Origin of the sequence: Mesorhizobium sp. M7A.F.Ca.CA.001.04.2.1 (genome assembly GCF_003998485.1) — a bacterium.
Taxonomy (GTDB): domain Bacteria; phylum Pseudomonadota; class Alphaproteobacteria; order Rhizobiales; family Rhizobiaceae; genus Mesorhizobium; species Mesorhizobium ciceri.
This window is the reverse complement of record NZ_RZQT01000085.1, coordinates 1-24630: the sequence shown is the minus strand read 5'-3', so window position 1 is coordinate 24630 and position 24630 is coordinate 1. Positions and strand designations below refer to the sequence as shown.

Genomic DNA, 24630 nt, shown 5'->3' with positions numbered 1-24630 from the left:
ACGATCGATGCTTCCGCACCGGCGTTGGCCGCGATCTGGCGGGCCGGAGCCTGCAGCGCACGACGCACGATGTTGATGCCGGCGGCCTGGTCGGCATTGACGCCGGTGGCCTTGATGTTGGCCGAAGCGCGCAGCAGCGCAACGCCACCACCAGCAACGATGCCTTCTTCGACGGCCGCGCGGGTCGCGTTGAGGGCGTCATCGACGCGGTCCTTCTTTTCCTTGACTTCGATCTCGGTCGCACCGCCGACGCGGATGACGGCAACGCCGCCGGCGAGCTTGGCGAGACGTTCCTGCAGCTTCTCCTTGTCGTAGTCCGAGGTGGTCTCCTCGATCTGCTGCTTGATCTGGGCGACGCGGCCCTGGATCTCGGCCTTCTTGCCGGCACCGTCGACGATGGTGGTGTTCTCCTTGGAGATCGACACCTTCTTAGCGCGGCCGAGCATGTTGAGGCCAACATTCTCGAGCTTGATGCCGAGGTCTTCGGAAATGACCTGGCCACCGGTGAGGATGGCGATGTCTTCCAGCATGGCCTTGCGGCGATCACCGAAGCCCGGCGCCTTGACGGCGGCGATCTTCAGGCCGCCACGTAGCTTGTTGACGACTAGCGTGGCCAGAGCCTCGCCTTCGACGTCTTCCGAGATGATGACCAGCGGCTTCGAGGTCTGCACGACAGCCTCGAGGATCGGCAGCATGGCCTGCAGGTTGGAGAGCTTCTTCTCGTGGAGAAGGATGTAAGCGTCTTCCAGATCCGCAACCATCTTGTCGGCGTTGGTGACGAAGTAGGGCGAGAGATAGCCGCGGTCGAACTGCATGCCTTCGACGACTTCGAGTTCGGTCTCAGCAGTCTTGGCTTCCTCGACCGTGATGACGCCCTCATTGCCGACCTTCTGCATCGCTTCGGCGATCATCGAGCCGACCGAAGCATCGCCGTTGCCGGCGATGGTGCCGACCTGGGCAACCTCTTCCGAGGTCTTGATCTTCTTGGCGTTCTTGATCAGCGTCGCAACGACGTCGGTTACCGCGAGGTCGATGCCGCGCTTCAGGTCCATCGGGTTCATGCCGGCGGCAACCGCCTTGTGGCCTTCCTGGACGATCGACTGCGCCAGAACGGTCGCGGTCGTGGTGCCGTCGCCGGCGATGTCGTTGGTCTTCGAAGCAACTTCGCGGACCATCTGTGCGCCCATGTTCTCGAACTTGTCTTCAAGCTCGATTTCCTTGGCGACGGTGACGCCGTCCTTGGTGATGCGCGGGGCGCCGAACGACTTGTCGATGACCACGTTGCGGCCCTTGGGGCCGAGCGTGACCTTCACCGCGTCAGCGAGGATGTTGACGCCGCGCAGCATGCGCTCGCGGGCATCGCGGGAGAATTTTACGTCTTTGGCAGCCATTTTTAGCTCCTGGCAGGGGCTTCAATCGAGCCCGGGAATTCAGTTGACGAAAGGGCCTGATATGAGCCGATGATGCCCATGATGTCGGATTCCTTCATGATCAGAAGGTCTTCGCCATTGAGCTTGACTTCGGTGCCCGACCACTTGCCGAACAGGATGCGGTCGCCGGCCTTGACGTCCAGCGGGACCAGCTTGCCAGCTTCGTCACGAGCGCCGGAGCCGACGGCGATGATCTCGCCTTCCTGCGGCTTTTCCTTTGCCGTGTCGGGGATGATGATCCCGCCAGCGGTCTTGGATTCGGATTCGACCCGGCGAACGACCACGCGGTCATGCAGCGGGCGGAACTTCGACTTTGCCATTTTCGGATTTTTCCCTGGTGCGGATGTTGAGGGGTTTTTGTTAGCACTCGCGATGGACGAGTGCTAACGCGATAGTGAGGTAGGCTGTAATCGGGCACTCGTCAAGACGGACGAGGGCAGGCGAGGAGCTCTGGCCCCCTCCCCGTGGAACCCAACGCATACGCGGCATCCGTGTTGATGGCTGCGAGCCCCACATTTCCATTGAATTCGGCGTCATGACGCCAACTTGCGCGCGCCGCTTCCAAGTCGTCAATCGTGCTGCCGTCAGCACGAACATAGGGCTGCGCTTCACTTCCCGTCGAAGCCGCGGCAAGCAGCGTCGCCGTCAGCACGCTCCTTTGCAGATGCTTGCCAAAGGTGGACAGTGAGCGCACCTGCGCCGGGCTGTTGGTGCGAACGTAAGACGTCATTGACAACTCCTTTTTGCAAGTCGAGCCCCTTCTCCACCTTCGGCCGCCGTCGACGCGAAGAAGTCCGCATCGCGTTGAAGACGAGCTGCGAAAAAGAGAAAGATGTGTTTGATGGCTGCGGCCCCAACGGTGCCTTCAGATTTGAGATCACTTCCGCCGCGAGCGGCTGAAGCTCCTCGCAACGTCAAATCGAATCTGCTGCCAAGCCTCCAGGAAAGGAGAGCATTGCTCATCTCGCGCTTGTGCATGCAGTCAACCTTCGATCCGTGTTGCCACATCAAGAGCAAATGCCGTGCCAAAGCTCACTGGGAAGTGAACGCATGGCTCTCCCTGAAAACCTCACAAATCCAGCATGGTCAATTGTGCGGAACCCGACATGCGTCTTCTGCCACTGTCAGCTTTCGGACAGGCATGACGCGTTTCGCGCCGACCACCGGTCGATCGGTTTTGGGGCCGGTCTGTTCGCCTCATAAGAGCGCGTTACATTGCGTAGCGGTTTCCCGAGCGCCGCCACATGACACTGGACCTGCAGGTAGCACCGGCTTCTCATCCAGCCTTACTTTGGCCCCCTCGCGTATCAAATTCCCGCTGGCGAGCCCTGCTTTCATAGATCGCACCATGCCGGATGTCTGCTCTGGCGCCCGACCCGCTGGCACGATCTCGATCCGGCATAAGGGCGCAGCATCTTTGCAGGCCGTTTCATCCCGGCGTCCTGCTTGGCTGACAGACCGCACTTGGCGAGCGGTCTCCATGCTCTCTCCAAGGACCATCCCTGCGGCTGGCTTGTCGACCTATGGGCGGGTCCGGCCGCCCGAAACCCTCGCGCCATCAGCTTTTTTCCCCGCCGCCTGCGGCGGCTTCCTCGCGCCGCTTCGCTCACAAAAAAGCTGCCCGCTCGGGTCCTTCACTGTCGCTGCGGCCCTGTCGGATTCAGGCGGTCCTGACGCGCCCATTACGGTGCGCCATCGCAGGGGATGGTCCCCGGCGAAACCACAAAAGGAGACTTCGAAATGACCGCGATCGGTTACGTCAACAAGCAGGAAAACGGCGCCTACAAGGGCCAGTTCAAGACGCTCAGCGTCCGCGCCGACATCGATATCGTCCCCAACCAGGCCAAGAGCGCCGATAACCATCCCGACTTCCGGGTGCTTACGCAAGGGGTCGAAGTCGGCGCTGGCTGGATCCGCACCGGCGAGACTTCCGGCAAGGATTATGTGAGCCTGTCGATTGCAGCGCCGGAGTTCGGACCGCGCAAGCTCTACGCCAATCTCGGCCGCGCCGCCGGCCAGGACGATCACGACACCTACGCCATCATCTGGAACCCGGCCGACTGACCGGCCGAGATAAGAGCCTCGCGCCGCAGCCCCGGCGCGGGGCTCATTCCCAGGAGTTCCACCCAAACCCCGTCCGCCCTAAAGGGCGGCGAAAACTCTCCCCCGACTCTTCGCCCGTCCCCGAGACGATCTCCCTCGCCCATCGTCGCCCTCGCTTGTCCGAAGCGAAACGAGGATCATCATGGACGACGAAAACGAACGCGCGGCCCGCGCGAAAAAGGGCAGCCCGTTTCTCAGTACAGCCCAAGCCGCCTTCTATATCGGGCTCTCCCAGCGCACGCTCGAAAAGATGCGGCTCAAGGGCGGCGGCCCGAAATTCCGCAAGCACGGCCGCTATGTCCGCTATCACATCGACGAACTCGACCATTGGTCGAAAGGACACCCGCAGCACTCCATCGCCGGCGATGGCAAGGCCGGTTCCGGCCAGGGCGGCACGGGAGGCCGTTCATGAGGCGGCGCCCTTCCATCCATCTGATCGGCAGCCGCCTGAGGCGTGTTCGAGCCCGTAAGACGGTCGCCTTGGCCGCGGCCGGTCTCGGTCTTTTGGGCTTCACGGCGCTGGGAAAGCCCGCCCCTTGGCTGGTCTGGAACGCCTCGGCCAGCGCGCCGATCGGCCTTTACCGCATCGCTGCGGGAGCGCTGGCGCGTGGCGATCTCGTGCTCGTGCGCCCGCCTGAATACGCGGCGTATCTCGCCGCCGAGCGCAGCTATCTGCCTCGCAATGTGCCGCTGGCAAAACGTCTTGCAGCGCTGCCGGACGATAATGTCTGCGCCTTCAATGACGCCATCATCATCGGCGGCGACATCGTCGCGCGCCGGCTCAAAATCGACGCCGAAGGCCGACCTTTGCCATGGTGGAACGGCTGCCGAGCGCTCGGGGATAACGAGGTTTTCCTGCTCGGCAGCGACAAAAACCGCTCCTTCGACAGCCGCTATTTCGGGCCTGTTCCCACTCAAAATGTCATCGGGAGGCTCGTACCACTATGGACCGAGTGACCCTCCTCTTGTTGGGCATGATCGCCATTGCGCCATGCGCCTGTTCCGCCTCGACCGGCGCTGAGCCGGTCGCCATCTCCCAAAGTCCGCAGCTGCGAAAGTGGCAGACGTTGGTATCGGAAGCAAGCCGGCGCTTCCATATTCCCCAAGCCTGGATCTATGCCGTCATGGCTGCCGAAAGCGGCGGCAAGACAATGCGCGGCGGCCGCCCCATCACCTCCCCCGCTGGCGCCATGGGCCTCATGCAGGTGATGCCCGGCACCTATGAAGAGATGCGGGTCGAACACGGCCTTGGGCCTAACCCCCACGATCCGCGCGACAATATCCTGGCCGGCACGGCCTATCTCAGTGCCATGTATGACCGCTTCGGATTTCCTGGCCTGTTTGGCGCCTACAATGCCGGTCCCGAGCGCTACGACGAGCATTTGAAGCGTGGCAAACCGCTGCCAGAAGAGACCGTCGAGTACCTCGACCAACTCAAGGCGGCCGGAGTTTCGGCGGCCGACATCGAGGCGTTCGAAAGCCAATCTGTCGCTCCAAAGGCGCAAATCGCTCCTCTCGGACGGTCGCTGTTCTTCATTCATGACGGTGTTCACTCAGGCGTGCGAAACGGCGATCTCTTCGTGCCGCTCGGCAAGGACGGCGCGCAGCCGAAGGAGCCGGTGCGTTAGCCATGGCGGACGGGGGCGCGTCTGGCGGGGCTGGGCGCGTACGGCAAGATAAAGGTACCGCCTCCAGGAGGCGGTTAAATCTTTGTCTGCACATCGTTTTTCCGGGAGGCTGCCGCCGGTGCCAAGAGGGTTGGACGTGTAAGTGTCTGATTTTGCTTGATATGTCTGGGAGGCTCGCATTAAGGATGACGAGTTCAGGCCGAAGCTCGGCAAAATCGGGTCGCGCGGCTCGAAGGCCGGCAAACGCTATGCCGGCCAGGTTCGTGCGGCGATCAACCGGGCTGGCGGCCGGCCGCAACGCGGTGGTCGCTTCACAGGAAGCCGGACAGGGCGCGGCGGGGCGGCCGCCGCACTGCTGAAATCGCGCGACCGGTATGCCGCCTTCCGCCAGCGCCGGGTGATCGTCAAGGCGCGGGTCGTCAAGCTCGCCGGCAAGGGCGCGGACGGGGCGCGTGCCCATCTACGCTATCTTCAGCGCGACGGGGTCACCCGCGAAGGTGAACCTGGCGAGCTCTACGGCGCCGACAGCGGCCGCGTCGACGGCAAGGCGTTCATCGATCGCGCGGACGGCGACCGCCATCAGTTCCGCTTCATCGTCGCTGCCGAAGACGGCATCGAGTACGACGACCTCAAGGCGCTGACGCGGCGGCTCATGGCGCAGATGCAGGAAGACCTCGGCACGAAGCTCGACTGGGTCGCGGTCGATCATTTCAACACCGGCCACCCGCACAGCCACATCATCGTCCGTGGCAGGGACGACCGTGGCGAGAACCTGGTCATCGCGCGCGAATATATCTCATCTGGCATCCGCGAGCGGGCGGCCGAGCTGGTCAGCCTCGATCTCGGTCCGCGAACCGACCGCGAGATTGAGCTTCGCCTGCGCCGGGAAATGGAGCAGGAACGCTTCACCAGCATCGACCGTCGGCTGCTCAGCATGCGTGATGATGACGGCCTGGTCTCGCCGGGCGGTCCCGACGCCATTCGCCAGACGCTGCACCAGGGACGGCTGCGCAAGCTCGAGCGGATGGGTCTGGCCGCGGAGGTCGGCGCTGGCTCCTGGCGCCTCGACGATGAGCTCGAAGCCACGCTGCGCCGCACCGGCGAACGCGGCGACATCATCAAGACCATGCACCGCGAACTGACCGGCAAGGGGCTTGCCCGCAGGGCCGCCGACTGGGTGATCCACGATCGATCCGGCGAGCCCGTCCAGTCTCTCGTCGGTCGCGTTGTCGCGCGTGGACTGGCCGACGAGATCAATGACCGCCATTACATGATCGTCGACGCCGTCGACGGTAAGAGCCATTGGATCAACATCGGTAGAGGCGAGGCGATGGAAACGATGCCTAATGGCTGCATCGTGCGTGTCGCGCCAAGGAACACCGAGCCGAGGCAGGTCGATCGTACCATCGCCGAAATCGCCGCCGCGCATGGCGGCCGTTACGACGTCGATATGCACCTGAAGCATGACCCATCCGCCACCGAGAGCTTTGCGCGAACGCATGTGCGGCGGCTGGAGGCGATCCGCCGCGCGACCGGCGGCGTCGAGCGAGAGCCGAACGGCACCTGGCTCATCGCGCCGGACCATCTCGATCGCGTCGCGAATTATGAGGGCCAGCGGGCCAGGGCCGAGCCTGTCGTTGCCGACAAGCTCTCCTCAATGGCGCTGGAGCGACAGGTCAGCTTCAACGGCGCCACCTGGCTCGACCGGGAGCTGGTTGCCGATAGACCCGAGCCTTTGCACGGATCCGGCTTCGGCCGCGACGTGAGAGAGGCGCAAGCTCGCCGGCGGCAGTGGCTGATCGCGCAAGGCCTCGCGCATAAAGAACAGGATGGGATCGTCTATCGAGCCAACATGCTTTCGATCCTGCGCCAGCGAGAACTGAACCGTGTTGCTGGCCAACTGTCGGAGGAACTTGGCCTGCCCTATGCCGAAGCGCGATCCGGAGGACGAGTAGAGGGTACGCTCCGCCGCTCCGTCGAGCTTGCCAGCGGAAAATATGCCGTCGTTGAAAAGTCGCGCGAGTTCACGCTGGTGCCATGGCGGCCGGTGCTTGAGCGCCATGTGGGCAAGGAGGTCTCCGGTGTCGTGAGTGGGGAGGGGATTTCATGGACCGTCGGCCGGCAAAGGAGCGGACCTGGTGTTTCGTGAGATGGTGTACAGCTTTTTAGCCAGCGGCGCGGGCAGCCATGCGAGCCCGCGTAGACCTTATGGCCGCACGCCCGCAATCGGTCGCATGGACCTGCCAGGCGGGGCGGCTTTGGAGCGTTCGGACCCGACACGCTGCGTGAGTGGCCAGACTTCGAGCGCTCGAAGATGCGGACTGTTGTCTGCTGGCCGGCGTTATTCCGGCTGGCCTATGACCGCGGCGCAACAGTTCACCGCTGAAGTTGCCACGGGCGAACATCGACAAGAGAAAAAACACCATTGCGCGTTACAAATCGCCGTTGAAAGCGTTTAGGTTGCATGCGCTTCGCCAAGTAAACGGATACCCCAGAAGAGAGCCATGACCACGGCCCGCCATATCGTGACGCTGCTTAAAAGCCACATTGCCGGCGACGAGGATCGTTTCCTCTCTATCGCGATGCAGCTTGCTGCGCATGAGGCACGTCAAGGCCATGGCAAGCTTGCTCAGGAGCTCAAGGATCTGGTCGACGCAGCCAAGAGCAGGGACGCCCGGATTGCCAAGAGCAGTCGGCCGGTTCCCCTTTTTCAGCCAAAGGGCGAACTCGCAGGCCTCCTGCATGTGCGCTATCCGGACCTGCGACTGACGGACATGATTTTGCCGGACAGTCTGCGCTCGCGCCTGCACCGCGTGCTGGGAGAGCAGCGCCAACAAGCAAGCTTGCGCGAGCACGGGCTTGTTCCCCGTCGCAAACTGCTTCTGGTCGGCCCGCCAGGATCAGGCAAGACGATGACCGCATCGGCATTGGCCGGGGAGCTTCATCTGCCCCTTTTCATGATCGTCCTCGATGGTTTGATCACCAAGTTCATGGGAGAGACTGCCGGAAAGCTGCGGCTTGTTTTTGATGCAATGCAGGCGACGCGGGGCGTCTACTTCTTTGACGAATTCGATGCCATCGGCGCGCGTCGAGGCGAACGCCAGGATGTTGGCGAGATTCGGCGCGTGCTGAATTCGTTTCTGCAGTTTCTCGAGCAAGACGACAGCCACAGCCTGATTATTGCGGCAACAAATCATCCCGAGCTGCTCGACAGAGCTTTGTTCCGCCGTTTCGACGATGTCATCGAATACGCCGTGCCCGATCGGCCGATTATCGAGGCGCTGCTTCGGGCTCGACTCGACCGCTTCGACACCAGAGGGCTTGCCTGGAACGAGGCGATCTCTCAGGCAGAGAGACTGTCGCAGGCCGAGATCACCCGCGCGGCCGACGACGCTGCAAAAACCATCATATTGCGGGGGGGGAAGCGGATCACCTCGGAAGCGCTCATCGACGCTCTGAAGGAACGCCGGCAGGCTTCGCTGTCTGAGTAGCGACAGCACAGATCATAATGGCAGACGATTTTCCGCGCGACCGCGCCCATATCCACCTTCGCAACAACGGCATTCGGGAAGCCTATCGGCGGCCCAACCAACTTATACATGCACCGCCGCTGCCGGCGCGTGATCGGGCGTCGCATGCTGCGGCCTTGACGCAATCCATCGAACAAGCGGTCGAAAGTGCACGCCAGCAGATTGCGGCGCGTGACCCCCAGCTGTCGGTCGGCACGCCTGGCTTTTACCTCGAGATCGATCTGCCCATGTCCGGACGGGCGGCCCTCGACCAGTTGGCCGATCGTCGCCGGCACATGGAGCTGGTCGCCGTCCATGAGCCAACTCAACCCGGTGCTCCCATCACAGCGTCGGTGTTCCTGCCGCAAAGCGCGCAAGCCTATTATTTGCGGAAAGTCGAGGCGTATCGAGACGTTGACACTGACCGCGGCAGACCGCGCAACGAGCCGCTCGTCTCCCGCATGGAGACAGTCAGGCTGGCGACTGCACGATCGTTGTTTACCGACCACGACGACCTCTTCCCCCAGGCCGCTGACGAGCAGGTGTGGTGGGAAGTCTGGCTGCGCGACGGTCGCCGCGAGAACTTCGAGCACATTGCCGAAGCCCTGAACATCACTTTGCGCACGCATGCGGTCAGGTTTCCGGAGCGGGTGGTCATGCTGGCACTCGCCAGCACGGCAATGCTCGACCGCATGATTGCGCACAGCGATGTCGTCGCCGAGCTGCGGCGCGCGAAGGATACGCCGTCCTTCTTCATGGGCCTTGGTGGCGCGGAGCAAAGGGACTGGAGCGACGAGCTTCTCGGGCGCGTCAGACCGCCTCAATCCGATATTGCGGTCTGCATTCTCGACAGCGGCGTACGTCGCACCCACCCGTTGATCGAACCCGCACTTGCCGTTGAAGACTGGCACACCGTCAAACCGGCATGGGGCAGCGACGACACACCTGCGTGGAGCGGCCACGGGACGCGAATGGCAGGTGTCGGCCTGTACGGTGATCTGGTCCCGCTCCTGGTCGGAGGCGATCCAGTTCCATTGCCCTTTCGGCTGGAGAGTGTCCGTATCCTTCCGCCAGAAGACGAGGCAAACGATCCAGAACTCTATGGCGCGATCACCGCGGAAGCGATCGCCCGCGCCGAGGTGCAGGCGCCGGAGCGCCGCCGCGCGATCGCAATGGCTGTGACAAGCGCCAGTCCGGCGCGTGGAAGGCCCACATCGTGGTCTGCCGCTATCGACCAACTCTGTTTCGAAGAGGAGCAGCGACGCTTGATCGTTCTCTCTGCCGGCAACATCGGCGATGACCTCATGCCGGCCGAGCATTTGACGCGCAACGATCTGGAAGCAGTCGATGATCCTTCTCAGGCCTGGAATGCGCTGACGGTCGGCGCTTTCACAGAAAAGGTCGATATCATTGACACCGACTTTGCGGGCTACGCTCCGATCGCGCCGGTCGGCGAGCTCTCGCCGCGCAGTCGCACTTCGGTCGTTTGGGACAGGCAGTGGCCGGTGAAGCCCGAGGTCGTCTTCGAAGGCGGCAATCTCGCCCATGACGGTGTGTTGCCTGGCGAGCCGATCGACGATCTGCAGATATTGACCACTTTCTATCGACCCGAACTGCGCCACTTCACCACCCTCGGAGATACGAGCGCGGCAACGGCCCATGCCGCACGGATGGCGGGACTGATTCTATCAGCGCGCCCCGAGCTGTGGCCTGAAACGGTTCGCGCCCTGATCGTCCACTCGGCCGAATGGACTCCGGCGATGCGCGCACGCATCGATGCGTGCAACGGAGCGAAGGGCGAGATCCAGGCGCTCGTGCGGCGCTATGGTTACGGCGTGCCAGATCTTGGGCGCGCGCTTCTGTCAACGGTGAACGACCTCACGCTTATCGTTGAAGATGAGCTTCAGCCTTTCCAGCGCGAGGGCGGCGCGGCTGCCAAAACGCGTGACATGAAGCTGCATCGCCTGCCTTGGCCGAAGGAGCAGCTCGCGGCGCTCGGCGCTGCCCAGGTCGAGCTCCGCGTCACGCTGTCCTATTTCATCGAACCCAACCCCGGTGAACGCGGATGGACCCGCCGGCATCGTTACGCGTCCCATGGTCTTCGGTTCAGAGTAAAGTCAGCGACCGAGACAGTCGACGAATTCCGAGCCCGCATCAATCAGGCCGCTCGGGACGAGGAGGAAGGGGCGCCTGCTGGAGGCGGAGAAGAGTGGCTGCTCGGCACCTTCCGCGATCGCGGCTCGTTGCACGCCGATTTCTGGTCGGGCAGCGCCGCCGATCTCGCCGAGCGTGACGCGATCGGCGTGTTCCCGGTCGGGGGCTGGTGGAAGGAGAAGCCTTACCTGGAACGCGTCGACGCTCTGGCTCGGTACGCCCTGATTGTGACGATTCGGGCGCCTGGGGTCGATGTTGACATCTTCACACCCGTCGAAGCAGCCCTGACTGTCGAGACGTCGGTCGAGACCTGATGCAGCACTGTCCAAACCGGCCAACAACGGAGGTTTGACCAGCCTCTGGTGCCATGGCGGCTGGTGCTGGATCATCACGTCGGCAACAGGGATCATGCGCGGAGGACGATAGGCCGCCAAAGGAGCGGGCCAAGCGTGTCATAATGGCGCCCATGGTCACGCCCACAAGCCGCGCCCCCTGCGTCTACAGAGAGGTGCGCGTCTGCTTAGGCGGCCGAGACATCGCTTACCTGATCAACGCGCTCGCCGTATTTGCGCCTGTAAGCGGCAATGAAATCGTCGTCGCTACAGATGCAGCGGCCGCTGGAGTCCTTGGCCTTCGGATCGTGCAAGTGAGAGCCAAGGGGGCGCAGAAGATTCACCCGAGTGCTCGTCGTCGGGCTCATGGGAAACCCCGCACTATGTTTGACCAAATCCGCGGCAAGCATAATCCCGGCAAGCACCGACTGAAAGGCCATCGGAACCACAGTTCGAACGCGGCGACTTCCTTCGCTAAGCTGGAACACCAGACCGCCGCAGATAGCCTGCTGATAAAAGGAGCGCAGGGGCTGGCCAACAAACGGGGCTAGCGGTTCAAACGGCACAGCCATCGCTGTAGCCACGCGAACTACAAAGTCGTTGGGAACTCCGGCATTGGTCTGCAGGAGCGTTTTCACCTGCTCGTGTGCTTCCGGTATTCCGAGTTCCTCGGCAATCAGCTGGTGCTCGTCCTTGGATTTTCCGGATGGCAGGTACATGCAACAAAGGCAAGCCTGGCCGTCATCGAAACCATGCCGGGAGATACCGAGATCGTGCTCCTGCGTCCAAGCGTTTGCGATCCATCGCGGCAGTGCACCTTGGACAGCCAGACGGTCGGCGGCGGTGTCAAGCGCCACACCCACTTGGTCGAAGACCCAATTGCCCCGGCGCGCAACATATTCTGCCCACGTCAGAGGGTGCGCCTCGACCTCAAGGGCAGTCGATCTAAGGGCGGTGGCTGCAAGAACCGCTTTGGACATACCAATCTCCGCCTGGCCAGCCAATGCGTAGCGCTGCAGGTTTGAGAGTTCGATCGCTTCGTGATCGATTACATGCAGACGACCTTTGAGATCGGGTTGTCTCGCTAGCGCCCAAAGCGAGCCATGGCCTATCGCACCGAGCCCAACGAGGTGGGTTTCGCCAAGGTCGACTGGGAAGTCGATCGGGCCAGGCTCTCCGGCTTTGGTCTTGTCGTAGCTGCATAGCGAGAGGTCGATGGTTTCGTCCAACTCGGCGCCGGTCAACTGGGCAGCGAAGATAGTTCGAAAGACGTTGGCGGCGCCGAAGCAACTGGCGGCGCCAGCTCCATAAGGCAGCAGACTTGGGCCAGAGCCCACCGGGTCCGTACGCGACAGCTTTGCCGCCCAACCGTCCGATCCCACGAAAAAGATCGGGCACCGGAGTGATGGGCGCGTTACCCCTGCAACGACGCAGACGGTGGCAGACTTGCCGGAACGCCGGATGCCGACTTTTGGATTGATCGACTTTGCCAAGCGCTCCAGCGCTTGGGCTTGAGAGCTCGCCGCGCTGTCCAGCGGGAGTATCGCCAGAACCGGGTAGAGCCTAGCGAGCAATCTCACCGCAAGATCTAGTGTCGCCTGGCCTTCGGCGCAGGAAGCGGCCTGATGGTCGAAGGCGACTGCCACGACCTGCTTTTCAAGAGCTGCTTTGAAGTCTCCCAGATGAAAATCGGCCAGGACCTGAGATGCCGCCGTGGCGGCGCGATCGATGAAGTTAGCGAATGCCATTGTTCAACTCGATATCATGATCATTCGCGACAGTGCCGCGGGAGGGAGCGCATTCCATTTGGCCTTTTCGTCAAGCCGATAGGCGGCGACCCGAGCAAAATCGAAAGGCTCGCGGGCGAAATTCGGCACGACCAGCGACAGACACCCAACCGTGGTAGCAACCGCATAAGCGTCGTCCGTCGTCGAATGGTAGGCGCGGCCCGGATGGCTGTGAATCTGGGCCAAGAGTTTCAGGCCGCTTTTGTAGAGCCAGACATTGAGCCGGTGCAGTTCTTCGGCCGCAACGATCACGCAAACGCCATCGTTTGTCCGAATGTGACGCTGCGCCGGGATAACCGTCTCTGTTACGGCAAAGTGCCGCTCTTGCTGAACGCCGACCCAGAGCGCCATCCCCTCATTGCCCTCGCGACCAACTGAGCGCAGATGCCCATGCGTGGTCGAGATGCAGCCGCGCGGGAGAGTCACGATCGTTACATCTCTCAAACCAGTCATTCTTGTATCGCCTGAGGGGATACCACCATTCCTACGATTGTCGGTTGGAGTTGAATCTGCAACTGCTCTATAGGAACGATTCCGTACTTGATGATCTTGTCCAGGATGAAGGCCAAACAGCCTTCGCCAGAACCCCGATGAAGCAGCCATGGATCACCTGAATGGGCTGGATTGTCGTGGTATTCCCGGACGCCCGCCATGCACAGGAATGGTTCGTCCTCGGGACTGTTGGCCTGGATGAAGTCCGTCAGCGGCACGGCGTTCTGCTGGATGAGAGCTCCTATCATCTCCGGCGGCGTTCCGGGCAGCGGCGGACGTCTAAGCATTTTCAGGTATAGATCTTTCCGGGCAATCGGATGACGCGTAAACGGATCGACGAAGACCACGGACGGTGGTCTTAAGTCGTAGTCGGTGAAGTCGACCTCGCTCGCTGCGCTGACCACCCGTGGCTTTAACTTGGGGCTGGCGAAAATGAAGAAAGCGCGCGGAAAGGTCGCCTCGATCAAGAAGCAGCCCTGAGCCCGATAGACATCAGCATATGGCCGGAACCGGCCGATCTCCCGATCAAACTTCGCTCGGGAGACCTCCGGATCCACACTTTGGTGTTTAGGCACCTGCGACGCCCGCCTTCAGGCTGAGGAACAGGGTCACAGTATTCGGGAAACCGAAGTCGCCAAGCTTCTTGTCGACATCGAGCAAGTTGCCGGCCTCATCCTTGAATTCCCAATTCTCGGCTGGTTGGGCGACATTCTGCGTGTTCTCAAGGGCTTTGGTACGAATGACGTGAAGCGGCTGGTTGGGATTGGCTTCGACCTGCGTGGGCTGGCCGTTCACCACCACCGTGATCTCGATCTTGCCCGGTCCGCCGCCGTGATTATCGCCCTTACCCGAATCCTTCGACATTGTCCTACTCCTGTGGCTTGCCAACCGCCCCACGCCCTGGCGCCCACCTGCGAGTGAGACCGGCGGTCTTCAATCGTTCACCCGGCGCCACGGCCGCGAGTACGCGAAAGACAGGGGATAAGCTACCGAATCGGTGCTTGCTTTCTTTTATGGGTGACTTGAGCCGCAAGTAAATGGTCTCAAATTGCTCCTCACAACTATAATCGATTAGAGCAATGCAAAAATATTGGCGACACGCCTATTCATCTGCTCTCTCACTCGCCTGCTCCGTGCTTGGCAAGGGGAGCTTTGACTGCGTCACGCGTCCCCCAAGCAGCCGATTGCGCCGGCAGCGCCGTAGGAACCGTCGTTCAGAGTCTTCACCACTCAAGCAGCCGCATGGATGCAGCCGACGCTCGTCTCCACAAACAGCGCAAGTGGTGCCTTGTTGGATAAGGTCGCCTCGTCCCTGGTGCAGCATCTGTCGGAACGGGTCCGCTGCGAGACCATGCCTCATCATCGCCCATGCGCAGCAGCCGGCGGTCGATGCTCGTAAGGCGTTCTGCTCATTTCGTGGCGAAGGCGCTGCTCGACTCGCGGACATATGCGGGCACCGAGGCGGAGGCTGACCAGTCGGCGCCGCGTTCGCGGATGTCGCTTGCAATGTGCTCGCGTGCGTTTGCCGCCGGCGACCTTGCCGTCCTCGCCTGCTATGGCGAGCCGGCGCAAGCGGATTGCTCGATACTGCCGGCGAGGCTGCGGGCCGGTCCTAACGGCCGTTCACAAGAGCTTGCATCAGCAACTGGCAATCGGATCGATAACTTCGCGATCGCCGTTATGGCGCGGAGATGCGGTCTCGCCGGGTTGTGGCTGGCGCTTCGTTGTGGGCGGCGCGTCGTAGCCGAGGGAGCAGGGGCGGCGCCATGATCCAGACCGAACGCGCGCTGCAGCAGGTGCTTGAGTGGGGGCGTGCCCTGACCGGTTTCGCGGATGAGCATGCTGAGGAAGCGGTAAGGGGCGGCCAGTATATCCTGCAACGCATTCACCCGAGCCTGCGCGACACCAGCGCCCGCACCGGCCGCGATCCGCAGGACGAAACGCTGATCGTGGCGTTCTATCGCGAACTGGCGCTGCTGTTCTGGCTAGACGATTGCAACGACGTTGGCCTGATCGCGCCGGAGCAGCTCGCCGCCCTGGAGCAGGCGCTGGGGCACGGCGTACCGTGCGTGCTCTCCGGATTCGAGGGCTGCGCTCAGCTGCGCGCTTCGCTGGCTGCGCTCGCTTACGATCGTCACGACTATGCTCGGCTTCTCGACTATACCCGGTGCTACTGCGCGGCGCTGCGCGCCGGACACGCGCAGGCGGCAGGGGCGCGACGCTGGTCTTACGCCGAGTACCTGCACAACGGCATCGATTCGATCGCTTACGGGACCGTGTTCTGTTGCCTGTCGCTGCTGTGGGGGCTGGACATGGCGACCTTGCGCGCGCGTCCAGCGTTTCGCCAGGTCCTGCGGCTCATCTCAGTGATAGGGCGCCTGCAGAACGATCTGCATGGACGCGACAAGGACAGGTCGGCCGGCGATAACGCGGCGATCCTGCTTCTGCAGCGCTATCCGGCTATGCCTGTGGTTGAGTTCCTCAACGACGAGTTGGCCGGCCATACGCGCATGCTGCACCGGGTGATGGCGGAAGAATGCTTTCCCGCGCCGTGGGGACCGTTGATCGAGGCGATGGCGGCGATCCGCGCGCAGTACTACCAGACTTCGACCAGCCGCTATCGCAGCGACGCTGCAGGGGGAGGCCAGCGTGCGTCGGCCTGGACGCGCCGGAGGCGGCGGCTTGGGCGCGCTGCCGTCGGTTCGATCCGACGCAACGCCGTCGCCCGCTGCTACGGATGGAGCGAGCATGAGCGACACCGCCCTGAGCCGGGGAAGGACGAACATCTGGACATCGTGCTGGATCGGCGAACGGCGCCGGCCACGGTGGCCGCTGGCTGGGAGTACATCCATTTCGAACACTGCGCACTGCCCGAGTTGGACCTGACGCAGATCGACCTGCGCGCCTCGCTGCTGGGCAAGGCTATGCGCGCGCCGCTGCTGATCAGCTCTATGGCCGGCGGCATGCCACGGGCCGAGGCCATCAACCGGCATTTGAGCGAGGCAGCGCAAGCCTTGGGGATCGCCATGTGCGGTTCGCAGCGTGTGAGCCTGCAATCCCGCAACTCCCAGGGGCTAACGCGCGCGCTGCGCCGCCTGGCGCCAGACATTCCCTTGCTGGCCAATATCGGCGCCGCGCAACTGCGGGAGGCCGACGGCCTGGACCTGGCGCGTCGCGCGGTGGACGCGCTGGAGGCCGATGGGCTCATCGTCCATCTCAATCCGCTGCAGGAAGCGGTACAGCCGGAGGGCGACCGCGAACTGGCGCGGCGTCCTGGCGCTGATCGCTGGCGCCGCGCGCATCGTGGGCGTGCCGATGGTGGCCAAGGAAGTGGGGGCGGGCCTGTCCGCCTCGGTGCCTGTGCGCTCGTCGAGGCGGGCGTGGCGGTAATCGATGTCGCCGGCGCCGGCGGCACCAGTTGGGCCGCAGTGGAGGGCGAGCGCGCCCGCAATGCCGCCGACCGTGCAGTGGCGATGTCATTCGCCGATTGGGGGATTCCACCCTGACCAGCGTGCAGGCGGTGCGTCGGGCGCTGCCAACGGTGAAGCTGATCGCGTCGGGCGGGATCCGCGATGGCGTCGACGTGGCCAAGGCCATCCGCCTGGGCGCGGACATCGCCGGGCAGGCGGCCAGCGTGCTGGGCGCGGCGACAGTGTCCACCGGGGCCGTTGTCGCGCATTTCGAGATCGTCATCCGCCAGTTGGCCGTCGCCTGCTTCTGCACGGGCTCGGCTGATCTGGCGGCGTTGCGTCAGGCGCGCTTGTTGCCCTCGTCGCATTTGTCCGCCGGTTGATGTCGGCGTCGTCCGCACGCTAACAGCAGGCTGCTGAAATACCTACGCCAAAGACAGACTATTGATCCCCCTGGCGAGACGGCTCGATTGACGGGAGCGATGTGTTCATGGAGCAGCTGTTCACGATGAAGCGGTTGGAAGATTTCGTTCCAGCCGGTCATCCTGGTGCCCGCACCGGCTGATGATCAATGGAGCGCTGGTGCGGCTAGACGGCATCCTTTCCGGCATGTACGCCTGCAGTGCCAAAGGCGGTCGCCCCAGCGTTGCGCCGGAGAAATTGCTGCGGGCCGTGTGTTGCAGGTGTTCTACAGCGTCCGTCGGAATTGATGCAGCAGGTGCTGCTGTGGCAAGGCCAAGACCCGGGAATGCCGTCAGCTTTGATCAGGCGCTTCGGGCCGTCGGAAACGCGCGAAGAGTCCGGCTTTCGAAAAAGGCCGAACGCCTCAGATAAAGCCAGAACTCCTTGGGTCACCATCAAACCAATTTGACGCCCCGGGACAATTTCGTCCGGCATTGTCCGGTGTGCGACGATGTTGGGGATGCGACATAGGCGGATTGCCGTGTATTTAAACCGCTTTTCCTTTGGCACGCATATTGCGCCCTATCGGTAAACCTCGTCATGGGCCGGCGGCAATCGCTCGGAGATTGTCGAAATAGCACAATGATTTCTGCCGGGGTGACATCCGGCCCGACTAGAGCAGGACCTTTCAGATGATGCAGAAAAGCAAGCGGCCATACTCGCGGGGAAATAGTCGCGTCAGGGCTGCATGGACGCTCTTTCCTGGTTGTTTCGGCGGCGGACGCCAACTCTTCAATCGGCACCCGAACCAGTGCCTGGATGTCCAAGGAGCGCCCCTGTTGCGCGTGCCTGGCTGCACCCGCGTGCTGGCTCTCCTCCAAGGCGACGCTTCGGCGCTGCTGCAGACCGGCGACGAGAACCCAACTTCAAAATTAGCATTCCGAAAACCGAAAGAAGTGAACAGGTATGTCCAGGATCGGCGCTTTGACGCGCGCCGCATGGCGATCGGCAACTCAGACGCTGGCCAAGGGTTCGAAAAGTTTACACCCGACGCTAGCGCCGGCCGATTTCAAGCGCGCACTTACGATCAACGAACGATATGGCGGGCTCACTGTCAATGTCCCCAAAATGCCTTTCTGGCTGACCGGGGGTGAAGCCTTCGTCTACCGCCGGACTAGCCACGGCGAGCAGCAGTTCATGCAGGTCGATGCTGCCACGGGTTTCAAGCGGCCCGCTTTCGATCAGGCGCGTCTGGCGGCAGCGCTAAACAAGGTGAGCCATGAGAGCTATCAAGCCGGCAATCTTCCGTTCGACCGTTTCGAACTGAGTGAGGATGGTCGCAGGCTCGACTTCCAGATTGAAGACACCCGGTGGAGCTGCGACCTTGCAAGCTATGACTGTACCAGCACCACATTCGATGCAAGGAAAGGGGACCGTAGGGAGCTCAGCCACCGCTACACGCCGCCAGCGGAGAACAACCCCGACAAGAGCAACGCGTCGCCCGACGGCAAATGGATCGCCTATATCAAGAACTGCAACGTTTTCCTGCGCAGCGAGGACGGATTGCAGGATGTTCCTCTGAGCCGGGACGGAGCCGAAGGCAATTGCTACGTCTTTTCGACGCTGAGCTGGTCGCCGGACTCGCGCCACCTCGCCGCTTACCTTGTTCGCCCCGGCTATAGGCGAGAGGTCCGCTACCTCAATTCTTCGACGGACCAGTTGGAGCGGGAATATTCAACAAAATTCTATCCCAGGCCGGGCGATGTCCTTCCGCTGCCCCAGCCAGTCCTGTTCGACATTGCCGGCCGGCGCCAGATCGTGATTGACGGTGCCCTCTTCTCGAACGTCTTCGAACTTTCCCCTCTCCGGTGGTGGGCGGACAGCCGCGGCTTCACTTTCGAATATAACCAGCGCGGGCATCAGCTTTATCGCCTGGTCGAGGTAGACGCCGCCTCGGGCCGCGGGCGCTCCCTGATCGATGAGACCAGCGAGACATTCGTTGATTATTTGCCGCTGGGGCATGGCCAGGAGGATGCCGGAAAAATCTTCCGTTACGATGTCGATGACGGGAAGGAGATCATCTGGGCATCAGAGCGCGACGGGTATGAGCATTTGTATCTTTTCAACGGCCGGACAGGCGCGCTCGAAAACCAGATCACGCGAGGTGAGTGGGTCGTCCGGAGGGTCAACCATGTCGATCCGGTCAAGCGTCAGATCTGGTTCGAGGCGAGCGGGATGAACTCGCAGGAGGACCCCTATTGGGTCCATGCTTACCGCATCGGCTTTGACGGCAAGGGACTGACTGCACTGACGCCCGAACCGGCCAACCACCATATCGAGTTCTCGCCTGACAGGCGCTATTATGTCGATCTCTGGTCACGCATCGATCTGCCCCCGCGCATGGCACTCTACCGCGCCAGCGACAATGCCAAGCTCCAGCAGATCGAGACGGCCGACATTTCTGAGCTCGTCGCCGCAGGCTGGCAGCCGCCGCTCAGTTTCCATTCCAAGGGGCGCGACGGCAAAACTGACATCTGGGGCGTGCTCCACCTGCCAGCCAACTTCGACCCGACGAAGAAATACCCGGTTGTGGAGAATATCTATGCTGGACCCCACGGCTCCTTCGTCCCAAAATCCTTCTCGCGGTGGACAGAGCCGCTCACGCAGCTGGGCTTCGTCGTTGCTCAGATCGACGGCATGGGCACCAACAACCGCTCCCGCGCCTTCCATGATGTTGCTTGGAAGAATCTGAAGGACGCAGGATTTCCCGATCGCATTCTGTGGCACAAGGCGGCGGCCGCGCAATATCCATGGTACGACATATCCAACGTCGGCATTTTTGGCGCATCCGCCGGCGGCCAGAGTGCAGTCAGCGCGCTGCTCTTTCACCCCGATTTCTACAAGGTCGCCGTCGCCAAAAACGGCTGCTTCGACAACAGGATAGACAAGACCTGGTGGAACGAACTTTGGATGGGGTGGCCGGTCGGCATTGAATATTCGCAATCCTCCGCCGTTGACAATGCTCACAGGCTGCAGGGCAAGCTGATGATCGCGGTCGGCGAAATGGATGATAATGTCGATCCGTTTTGCTCGTTCCAGCTTGCCGATCGACTCATCAAGGCAGGAAAAGATTTTGACATGGTCTACGTTCCTGGTGCCAATCACCATACTCTAGGCACCTACACCGAGCGCAAACTCCTAGACTTCTTCGTTCGCAACATTCTCGGTCAGACCCCGCCCGACTGGAACACCAAACCGATCGAGCTGGAATAGCTTGTGGCTCTTGCAATTGTTAGCTCGCCTTATCAGCTGTAATCAGGGCGAGGCGCGAGCAAATCTGCACCGAAGGACGATCGTGGAGTCTAGGACTTGCGCTGCGTATTGAGGATCGGCTCGCCGCGGCGTTGGTCTGAGCAAACTGCTTGATAGGCACGCCTGCAGACCGCGTGTGTGCGATTGCAAGATCCCCTATCAGCCTGGTGTGAAGCGTTCAGGGGAAAAGCCGCACCCAACGCCGCTTCCGCTCGCCGTAACGCTACGGCGGTGCGGCCCACCGATCCGCTCGACGAGCATTGGAACACATAGGTCCCCGAACGGACGATTGCCTTGGCAATAGAAGACCCTCGTCGGTCATCGCCGCTGTGGGTGGCAGCCCGTCGGTCTGGAGCTGCCACGATTCTCATCCTCGCGTCACATATGAGCTGAAGCTTTCCGGATCGGGTATCCAATCGGCATCCAGTTGCTCGGCGATATGGTTGAATTCTGCCCTCAGGACAAGAGTGAGTAGAGCAGCCCCGCTACGAAAATCCCATCCTGGTTCGTTTGACGCATCGACTATTCAGATTGATTGGCGTGATACCCGGCGCGGCCGCAACACGCGAGGCCGTCAACCGCTGAGCAGAAAACCAGCCTTCGCCTTCCGCGGCGGCGGACCTCGTCAGCCTCTCGAAAGCTTGCCTGAGTAGGTTGCTCATGTGATCTGTGGAAGTGAGGATAGCGTGCACCCGTACAAACTAGACATTCATCGTGGCAGCTTGGCTGCAGGTGCAGCACGCCGTACCGCACGAGCAAGCGGACAGGCCGGCCAAGCCGGTTTTGAGCAGCACTTGGGCGAACTGCAGGCGGCGGACGAGTTGATGGGTGCGCTAGGCGAGGAGGTCCTCGTCAATGGCTCGCATGGTAAAGGTGAGTTGAGACCAACGAAGAGGCAGAGGATCCAAAGCAATCTGCAGCATGCTGTCACTGAGCGGCAACCAGGTGAGGTTGGCAACTCAGGCGCTCGCGTGATGATGCAACTCCCCACCGATCAGGTGGGTACATCGGAACGGGAGGCGCAACTTGTGATGCAGGGGGACGAGCACGAATACACCCCAGCACCGCATCTCGACGGGTCGATGCCCTCGACAGTGCAGCCGGATCGTCCAATTGTGGTCCCCGACGGTGCCGACAAGCGTCCTGTTTATTCCAACGATGCCACCGCCATCGAAGGGCTGAAGTCAGCACTCCTTGCGGGTAAAGCCAGGCCGGACACGGTCACTCGCAGCACAAATTCTCTTTTCGGCTTTAGTCGTTGGCTCTTTCAAAACAACAAGCCAGGGCTTGCTGCTCGGCTTTACCATCCGTCGCTGAGCCAGGATCTCGAGGAGTACGAGAGTAGGGGTGGTTCCTCCACCGTGGCTGGCGCACTGCGTCAATTGATGAAGTCGATGGGCGGAGCCGGCCCGATTGTGGGTCGCGCTGTCCTGAACCCCCATCCTGACGACGCCGCGCTCACCAGACATTTCAGATCCGCGAGCGGCTACGCAACTGCTCTTAACCATTTCAGTCATTACCTACGTCAAAATGACAAGCTCGGAATTGCGGGTCGCATTTACGATAAATCGCTGGATAAAGATGTTGAGAGCTACAAGGCCGCCTCCTCTAATGGTGGAGCTCCGATCGAATCTGCGCTGGTTTATCTCCGCAAGAACCCGCCGCGCGTTATACTCGGGAATCATCTGGAAAACGCGGTCAGCATGGAGGCTCGTCCCCGTGGCGACGCTGCTCAGCATACCGCACCACAGCAGGGATTCGATTGGCCAGAGGAGCTCCTGCCGGTAGGTTATAAGGAGGGCACCGATCTACCATTGTCTCTCGCCCCAACCGCGCACCAACACCAAGCGCCCGACTTTGGAGAGGCCGTCCCTCACTTGAACTGGCGCCACGGCGACCAGGGCGCCCCGGAGGAGCTGGTAGCTGCACGGGACAGGAGCAGCCCGCTGCCAAGCGAGGCGGTGCCACATAAATCTGGACGGGGACTCGCTACGCAGCCCAGATTGTGGGCGGAGAAATCCGCCTCGCCAGAGCTCTTTCGACGGCGGGCGGAGCAGGCTCTGCCGGCGTCCGCCAGAGGTGTGGAGACATCCTCCGCGGTTGATGAAGCCGCGCAGGCCGCTCGCCAAGCTTTGGCTTGGTTGCAGCAGGAGATGGAGGGGATCGAACCGATGCAGGATCCTCATGAGGTGGCTACACCGGAATGTGAGGCGCAGCTCGTCAGGCAGAGGGATGAGCACGAATCCACCCCAGCACCGCATCCCGGAGGTGGTGGGTCGATGCCCTCGACAGTGCAGCCGGATCGTCCAATTGTAGTCCCCGACGGTGCCGACAAGCGTCCTGTCTATTCCAACGATGCGACCGCTATCGAAGGGCTGAGGGCAGCATTCCACGCGGGTAAGGCCAAAGCGAACACGGTCACTTACAATGTAAATTCTCTTTTCGGCTTTAGTCGGTGGCTCCTTCAAAACAACAAGCCAGGGTTTGCTGCTCGGCTTTACCATTCGTCGCTGGATCAGGATCTCAAGGAGTACGAGAGTACGGGTGGTTCCTCCACCGTGGCTGGCGCACTGCGTTACCTCAAGAAGTCGACAGGCGGAGCCCCGATTATGGCTCGCCCTGTCGTGATCCCCTATCCTGACGATGCCGAGCTCATTAGAAATTACAGAGCCGCTTCGACCAAGGAGTACCTGGCAGCGCCTGCGACCGGACGGAATCCAGATACCGTGGGCGGCTATACAAATTTTCTTAGACATTTTAGTCAGTACCTGCGTCAAAATAACAAGCTTGGGATTGCGGCTCGGATTCACGACAAATCGCTGGATAAAGATGTTGAGAGCTTCAAGGCTGTCTCCTATGGTAATAGGCTAAGTATCAGTTCTGCATTGGCTCACCTCCGGGATATCCTGCCGCGCATTGTGCTCGGGCGCGAAACTGTCCTTTCTGCTCATCCGGCAGACGCAGTCACCAGGCGCGTTGGGGCCGCTGCTGAAGCTGGGCCAGCGGCACCGGCAAGAGCTCCCCAACCCGCCTCGCCAGCAACCGCTAGGCTGCCAGGCACCTACCGCGGCCTTCCACTGGTTGATGTGACCACACTGACTACCAGTTCCTCTGGGGCTCAGATCGGGGCGCTCGATCCGACAGCCCCGTCCAACGTTGCAACGGGGCGGGTGCTCGGCGCCGCCGAATGGCTGAGCGACGCCCATATCCAGAGAGATTACAATTTGCTGGAGGGGCAACTGCAGGGGATCAATCCGGCGCTCGCTGCCCGGACTCGGCTGGTGGATCCTTCCGTATCCCATCTACTGCGACACACGTCGCCGCAAGACGCTCGAGGCATATTGCAGTCCATCTATAATCAAAACAACGCCACAGCCGACTTCCTGTTCTTGCCAGTGAATAATGGCACGGCTACTAGCCCCGGCACCCATTGGTCGCTGCTGCTCGTTGATCGCCGCGACCCGGAAAGGCGGTTCGCCTATCACTACGACTCCCTCCAGCGAGAGGGATATAACGACGTGCCTGCAAAACAGCTCGCAGGACTGCTGAATGCCACCTTGGCGCCAGCCCCCATGGCCAGACAGACGAACCATTATGATTGCGGCGTATTTGTCCTGGAGGGCACGTGGGCGCTGGTTGAACGATTGGTGAAAGGGCAGCGGCCAGACCACGAGCCGCTGCCCCTCGACAACCTCGTTGCCGATCGGCAGGCGCTGCAAGACCGGCTAAGGAGGCGCTTGCCGCACGAGGAAGAGCCGCGGCAGCTGCTGGAGGATGAACCCGCCTCCCCACCGATGATGGCATTCGAGCCAGGGGAACTGCGGCAACTGTTGGAAGACGAGCCTGCCTCCCCACCAATGATGGCGTTCGAGCCAGGGGAACTGCGGCAACTGTTGGAGGACGAGCCTGCCTCCCCACCAATGATGGCGTTCGAGCCAGGGGAACTGCGGCAGCTGTTGGAGGATGAACCCGCTTCCCCAACGATGATGGCGTTCGAGCCAGGGGAACTGCGGCAGCTGTTGGAGGATGAACCCGCTTCCCCATCGATGATGGCGTTCGAGCCAGGGGAAC

The 24630-nt window shown here is 61.8% G+C and carries 15 protein-coding genes and 4 pseudogenes; 12 read left to right on the top strand and 7 right to left on the bottom strand.

The window, feature by feature from the left end:
* The 3 genes and pseudogenes from groL to EN955_RS23530 all read right to left on the bottom strand — a co-directional run.
* On the bottom strand, positions 1-1391 hold a 1391-nt coding region (groL, locus tag EN955_RS23540; protein WP_127223462.1), incomplete at its 3' end, for a chaperonin GroEL.
* A 65-nt stretch (positions 1392-1456) separates the two neighbouring features.
* Positions 1457-1750, bottom strand: a pseudogene (groES, locus tag EN955_RS23535) (co-chaperone GroES); the annotation flags it as partial.
* A gap of 101 nt (positions 1751-1851) precedes the next feature.
* On the bottom strand, positions 1852-2160 hold the full coding sequence (locus EN955_RS23530; protein WP_024505643.1) for a hypothetical protein: 309 nt from the start codon (positions 2158-2160) through the stop codon (positions 1852-1854).
* 1010 nt (positions 2161-3170) lie between these two features.
* Between EN955_RS23530 and EN955_RS23525 the strand changes: the two genes are divergently transcribed.
* The 7 genes from EN955_RS23525 to EN955_RS23495 all read left to right on the top strand — a co-directional run bounded on the left by EN955_RS23525 (position 3171) and on the right by EN955_RS23495 (position 11138).
* Positions 3171-3494, top strand: coding sequence for a DUF736 domain-containing protein (locus EN955_RS23525; protein ID WP_024505644.1), 324 nt, complete (start codon positions 3171-3173; stop codon positions 3492-3494).
* Positions 3495-3675: 181 nt separating this feature from the next.
* Complete coding sequence (locus EN955_RS23520; protein WP_024505645.1) at positions 3676-3945, top strand: helix-turn-helix domain-containing protein; 270 nt, start codon at positions 3676-3678, stop codon at positions 3943-3945.
* Positions 3942-4490 (top strand): S26 family signal peptidase, encoded by a 549-nt coding sequence (locus EN955_RS23515; protein WP_024505646.1) that lies wholly within the window; start codon positions 3942-3944, stop codon positions 4488-4490. The genes EN955_RS23520 and EN955_RS23515 overlap by 4 nt, the downstream gene beginning before the upstream one ends.
* Complete coding sequence (locus EN955_RS23510; RefSeq protein ID WP_024505647.1) at positions 4478-5161, top strand: lytic transglycosylase domain-containing protein; 684 nt, start codon at positions 4478-4480, stop codon at positions 5159-5161. Before EN955_RS23515 ends, EN955_RS23510 begins: the two co-directional genes overlap by 13 nt.
* A 178-nt stretch (positions 5162-5339) precedes the next feature.
* Entirely contained in the window at positions 5340-7310 is a 1971-nt protein-coding gene (gene rlxS / locus EN955_RS23505; RefSeq protein WP_024505648.1) for a relaxase/mobilization nuclease RlxS, read from the top strand.
* A gap of 355 nt (positions 7311-7665) precedes the next feature.
* Positions 7666-8652: an ATP-binding protein gene (locus tag EN955_RS23500; RefSeq protein WP_024505649.1), complete on the top strand. Its 987-nt coding sequence runs from the start codon at positions 7666-7668 to the stop codon at positions 8650-8652.
* Between the two features lie 17 nt (positions 8653-8669).
* Positions 8670-11138 (top strand): S8 family peptidase, encoded by a 2469-nt coding sequence (locus tag EN955_RS23495; RefSeq protein ID WP_024505650.1) that lies wholly within the window; start codon positions 8670-8672, stop codon positions 11136-11138.
* Positions 11139-11344: 206 nt separating this feature from the next.
* Here the strand turns inward: EN955_RS23495 and EN955_RS23490 are convergent, their stop codons facing one another.
* From EN955_RS23490 to EN955_RS23475, 4 genes are all read right to left on the bottom strand, one after another.
* The gene (locus tag EN955_RS23490; protein WP_024505651.1) at positions 11345-12904 is read right to left on the bottom strand and encodes an E2 ligase fold family C protein; all 1560 of its coding nucleotides are present in this window, start codon (positions 12902-12904) and stop codon (positions 11345-11347) included.
* Between the two features lie 3 nt (positions 12905-12907).
* Positions 12908-13294, bottom strand: coding sequence for a Mov34/MPN/PAD-1 family protein (locus EN955_RS23485; protein WP_236383243.1), 387 nt, complete (start codon positions 13292-13294; stop codon positions 12908-12910).
* A 98-nt stretch (positions 13295-13392) separates the two neighbouring features.
* The gene (locus tag EN955_RS23480) at positions 13393-14010 is read right to left on the bottom strand and encodes a putative metal-binding protein (protein ID WP_024505653.1); all 618 of its coding nucleotides are present in this window, start codon (positions 14008-14010) and stop codon (positions 13393-13395) included.
* Positions 14003-14299, bottom strand: coding sequence for a DUF2604 domain-containing protein (locus EN955_RS23475; RefSeq protein WP_024505654.1), 297 nt, complete (start codon positions 14297-14299; stop codon positions 14003-14005). Before EN955_RS23475 ends, EN955_RS23480 begins: the two co-directional genes overlap by 8 nt.
* 902 nt (positions 14300-15201) lie before the next feature.
* On the opposite strand from EN955_RS23475, the pseudogene EN955_RS23465 reads away from it, so the two are divergent.
* From EN955_RS23465 to EN955_RS23450, 5 genes and pseudogenes are all read left to right on the top strand, one after another.
* Positions 15202-16095 (top strand): annotated as a pseudogene (locus tag EN955_RS23465) (hypothetical protein); the annotation flags it as partial.
* A gap of 88 nt (positions 16096-16183) precedes the next feature.
* Positions 16184-17228 (top strand): annotated as a pseudogene (gene fni, locus EN955_RS23460) (type 2 isopentenyl-diphosphate Delta-isomerase).
* Positions 17229-17314: 86 nt separating this feature from the next.
* Positions 17315-17546, top strand: a pseudogene (locus tag EN955_RS35525) (IS5/IS1182 family transposase); the annotation flags it as partial.
* A gap of 667 nt (positions 17547-18213) precedes the next feature.
* Complete coding sequence (locus EN955_RS23455; RefSeq protein WP_024505658.1) at positions 18214-20520, top strand: S9 family peptidase; 2307 nt, start codon at positions 18214-18216, stop codon at positions 20518-20520.
* An 833-nt stretch (positions 20521-21353) separates the two neighbouring features.
* Positions 21354-24630, top strand: a 3277-nt coding sequence (locus tag EN955_RS23450; RefSeq protein ID WP_245492843.1) for a Ulp1 family isopeptidase, incomplete at its 3' end; no start/stop codon positions are given.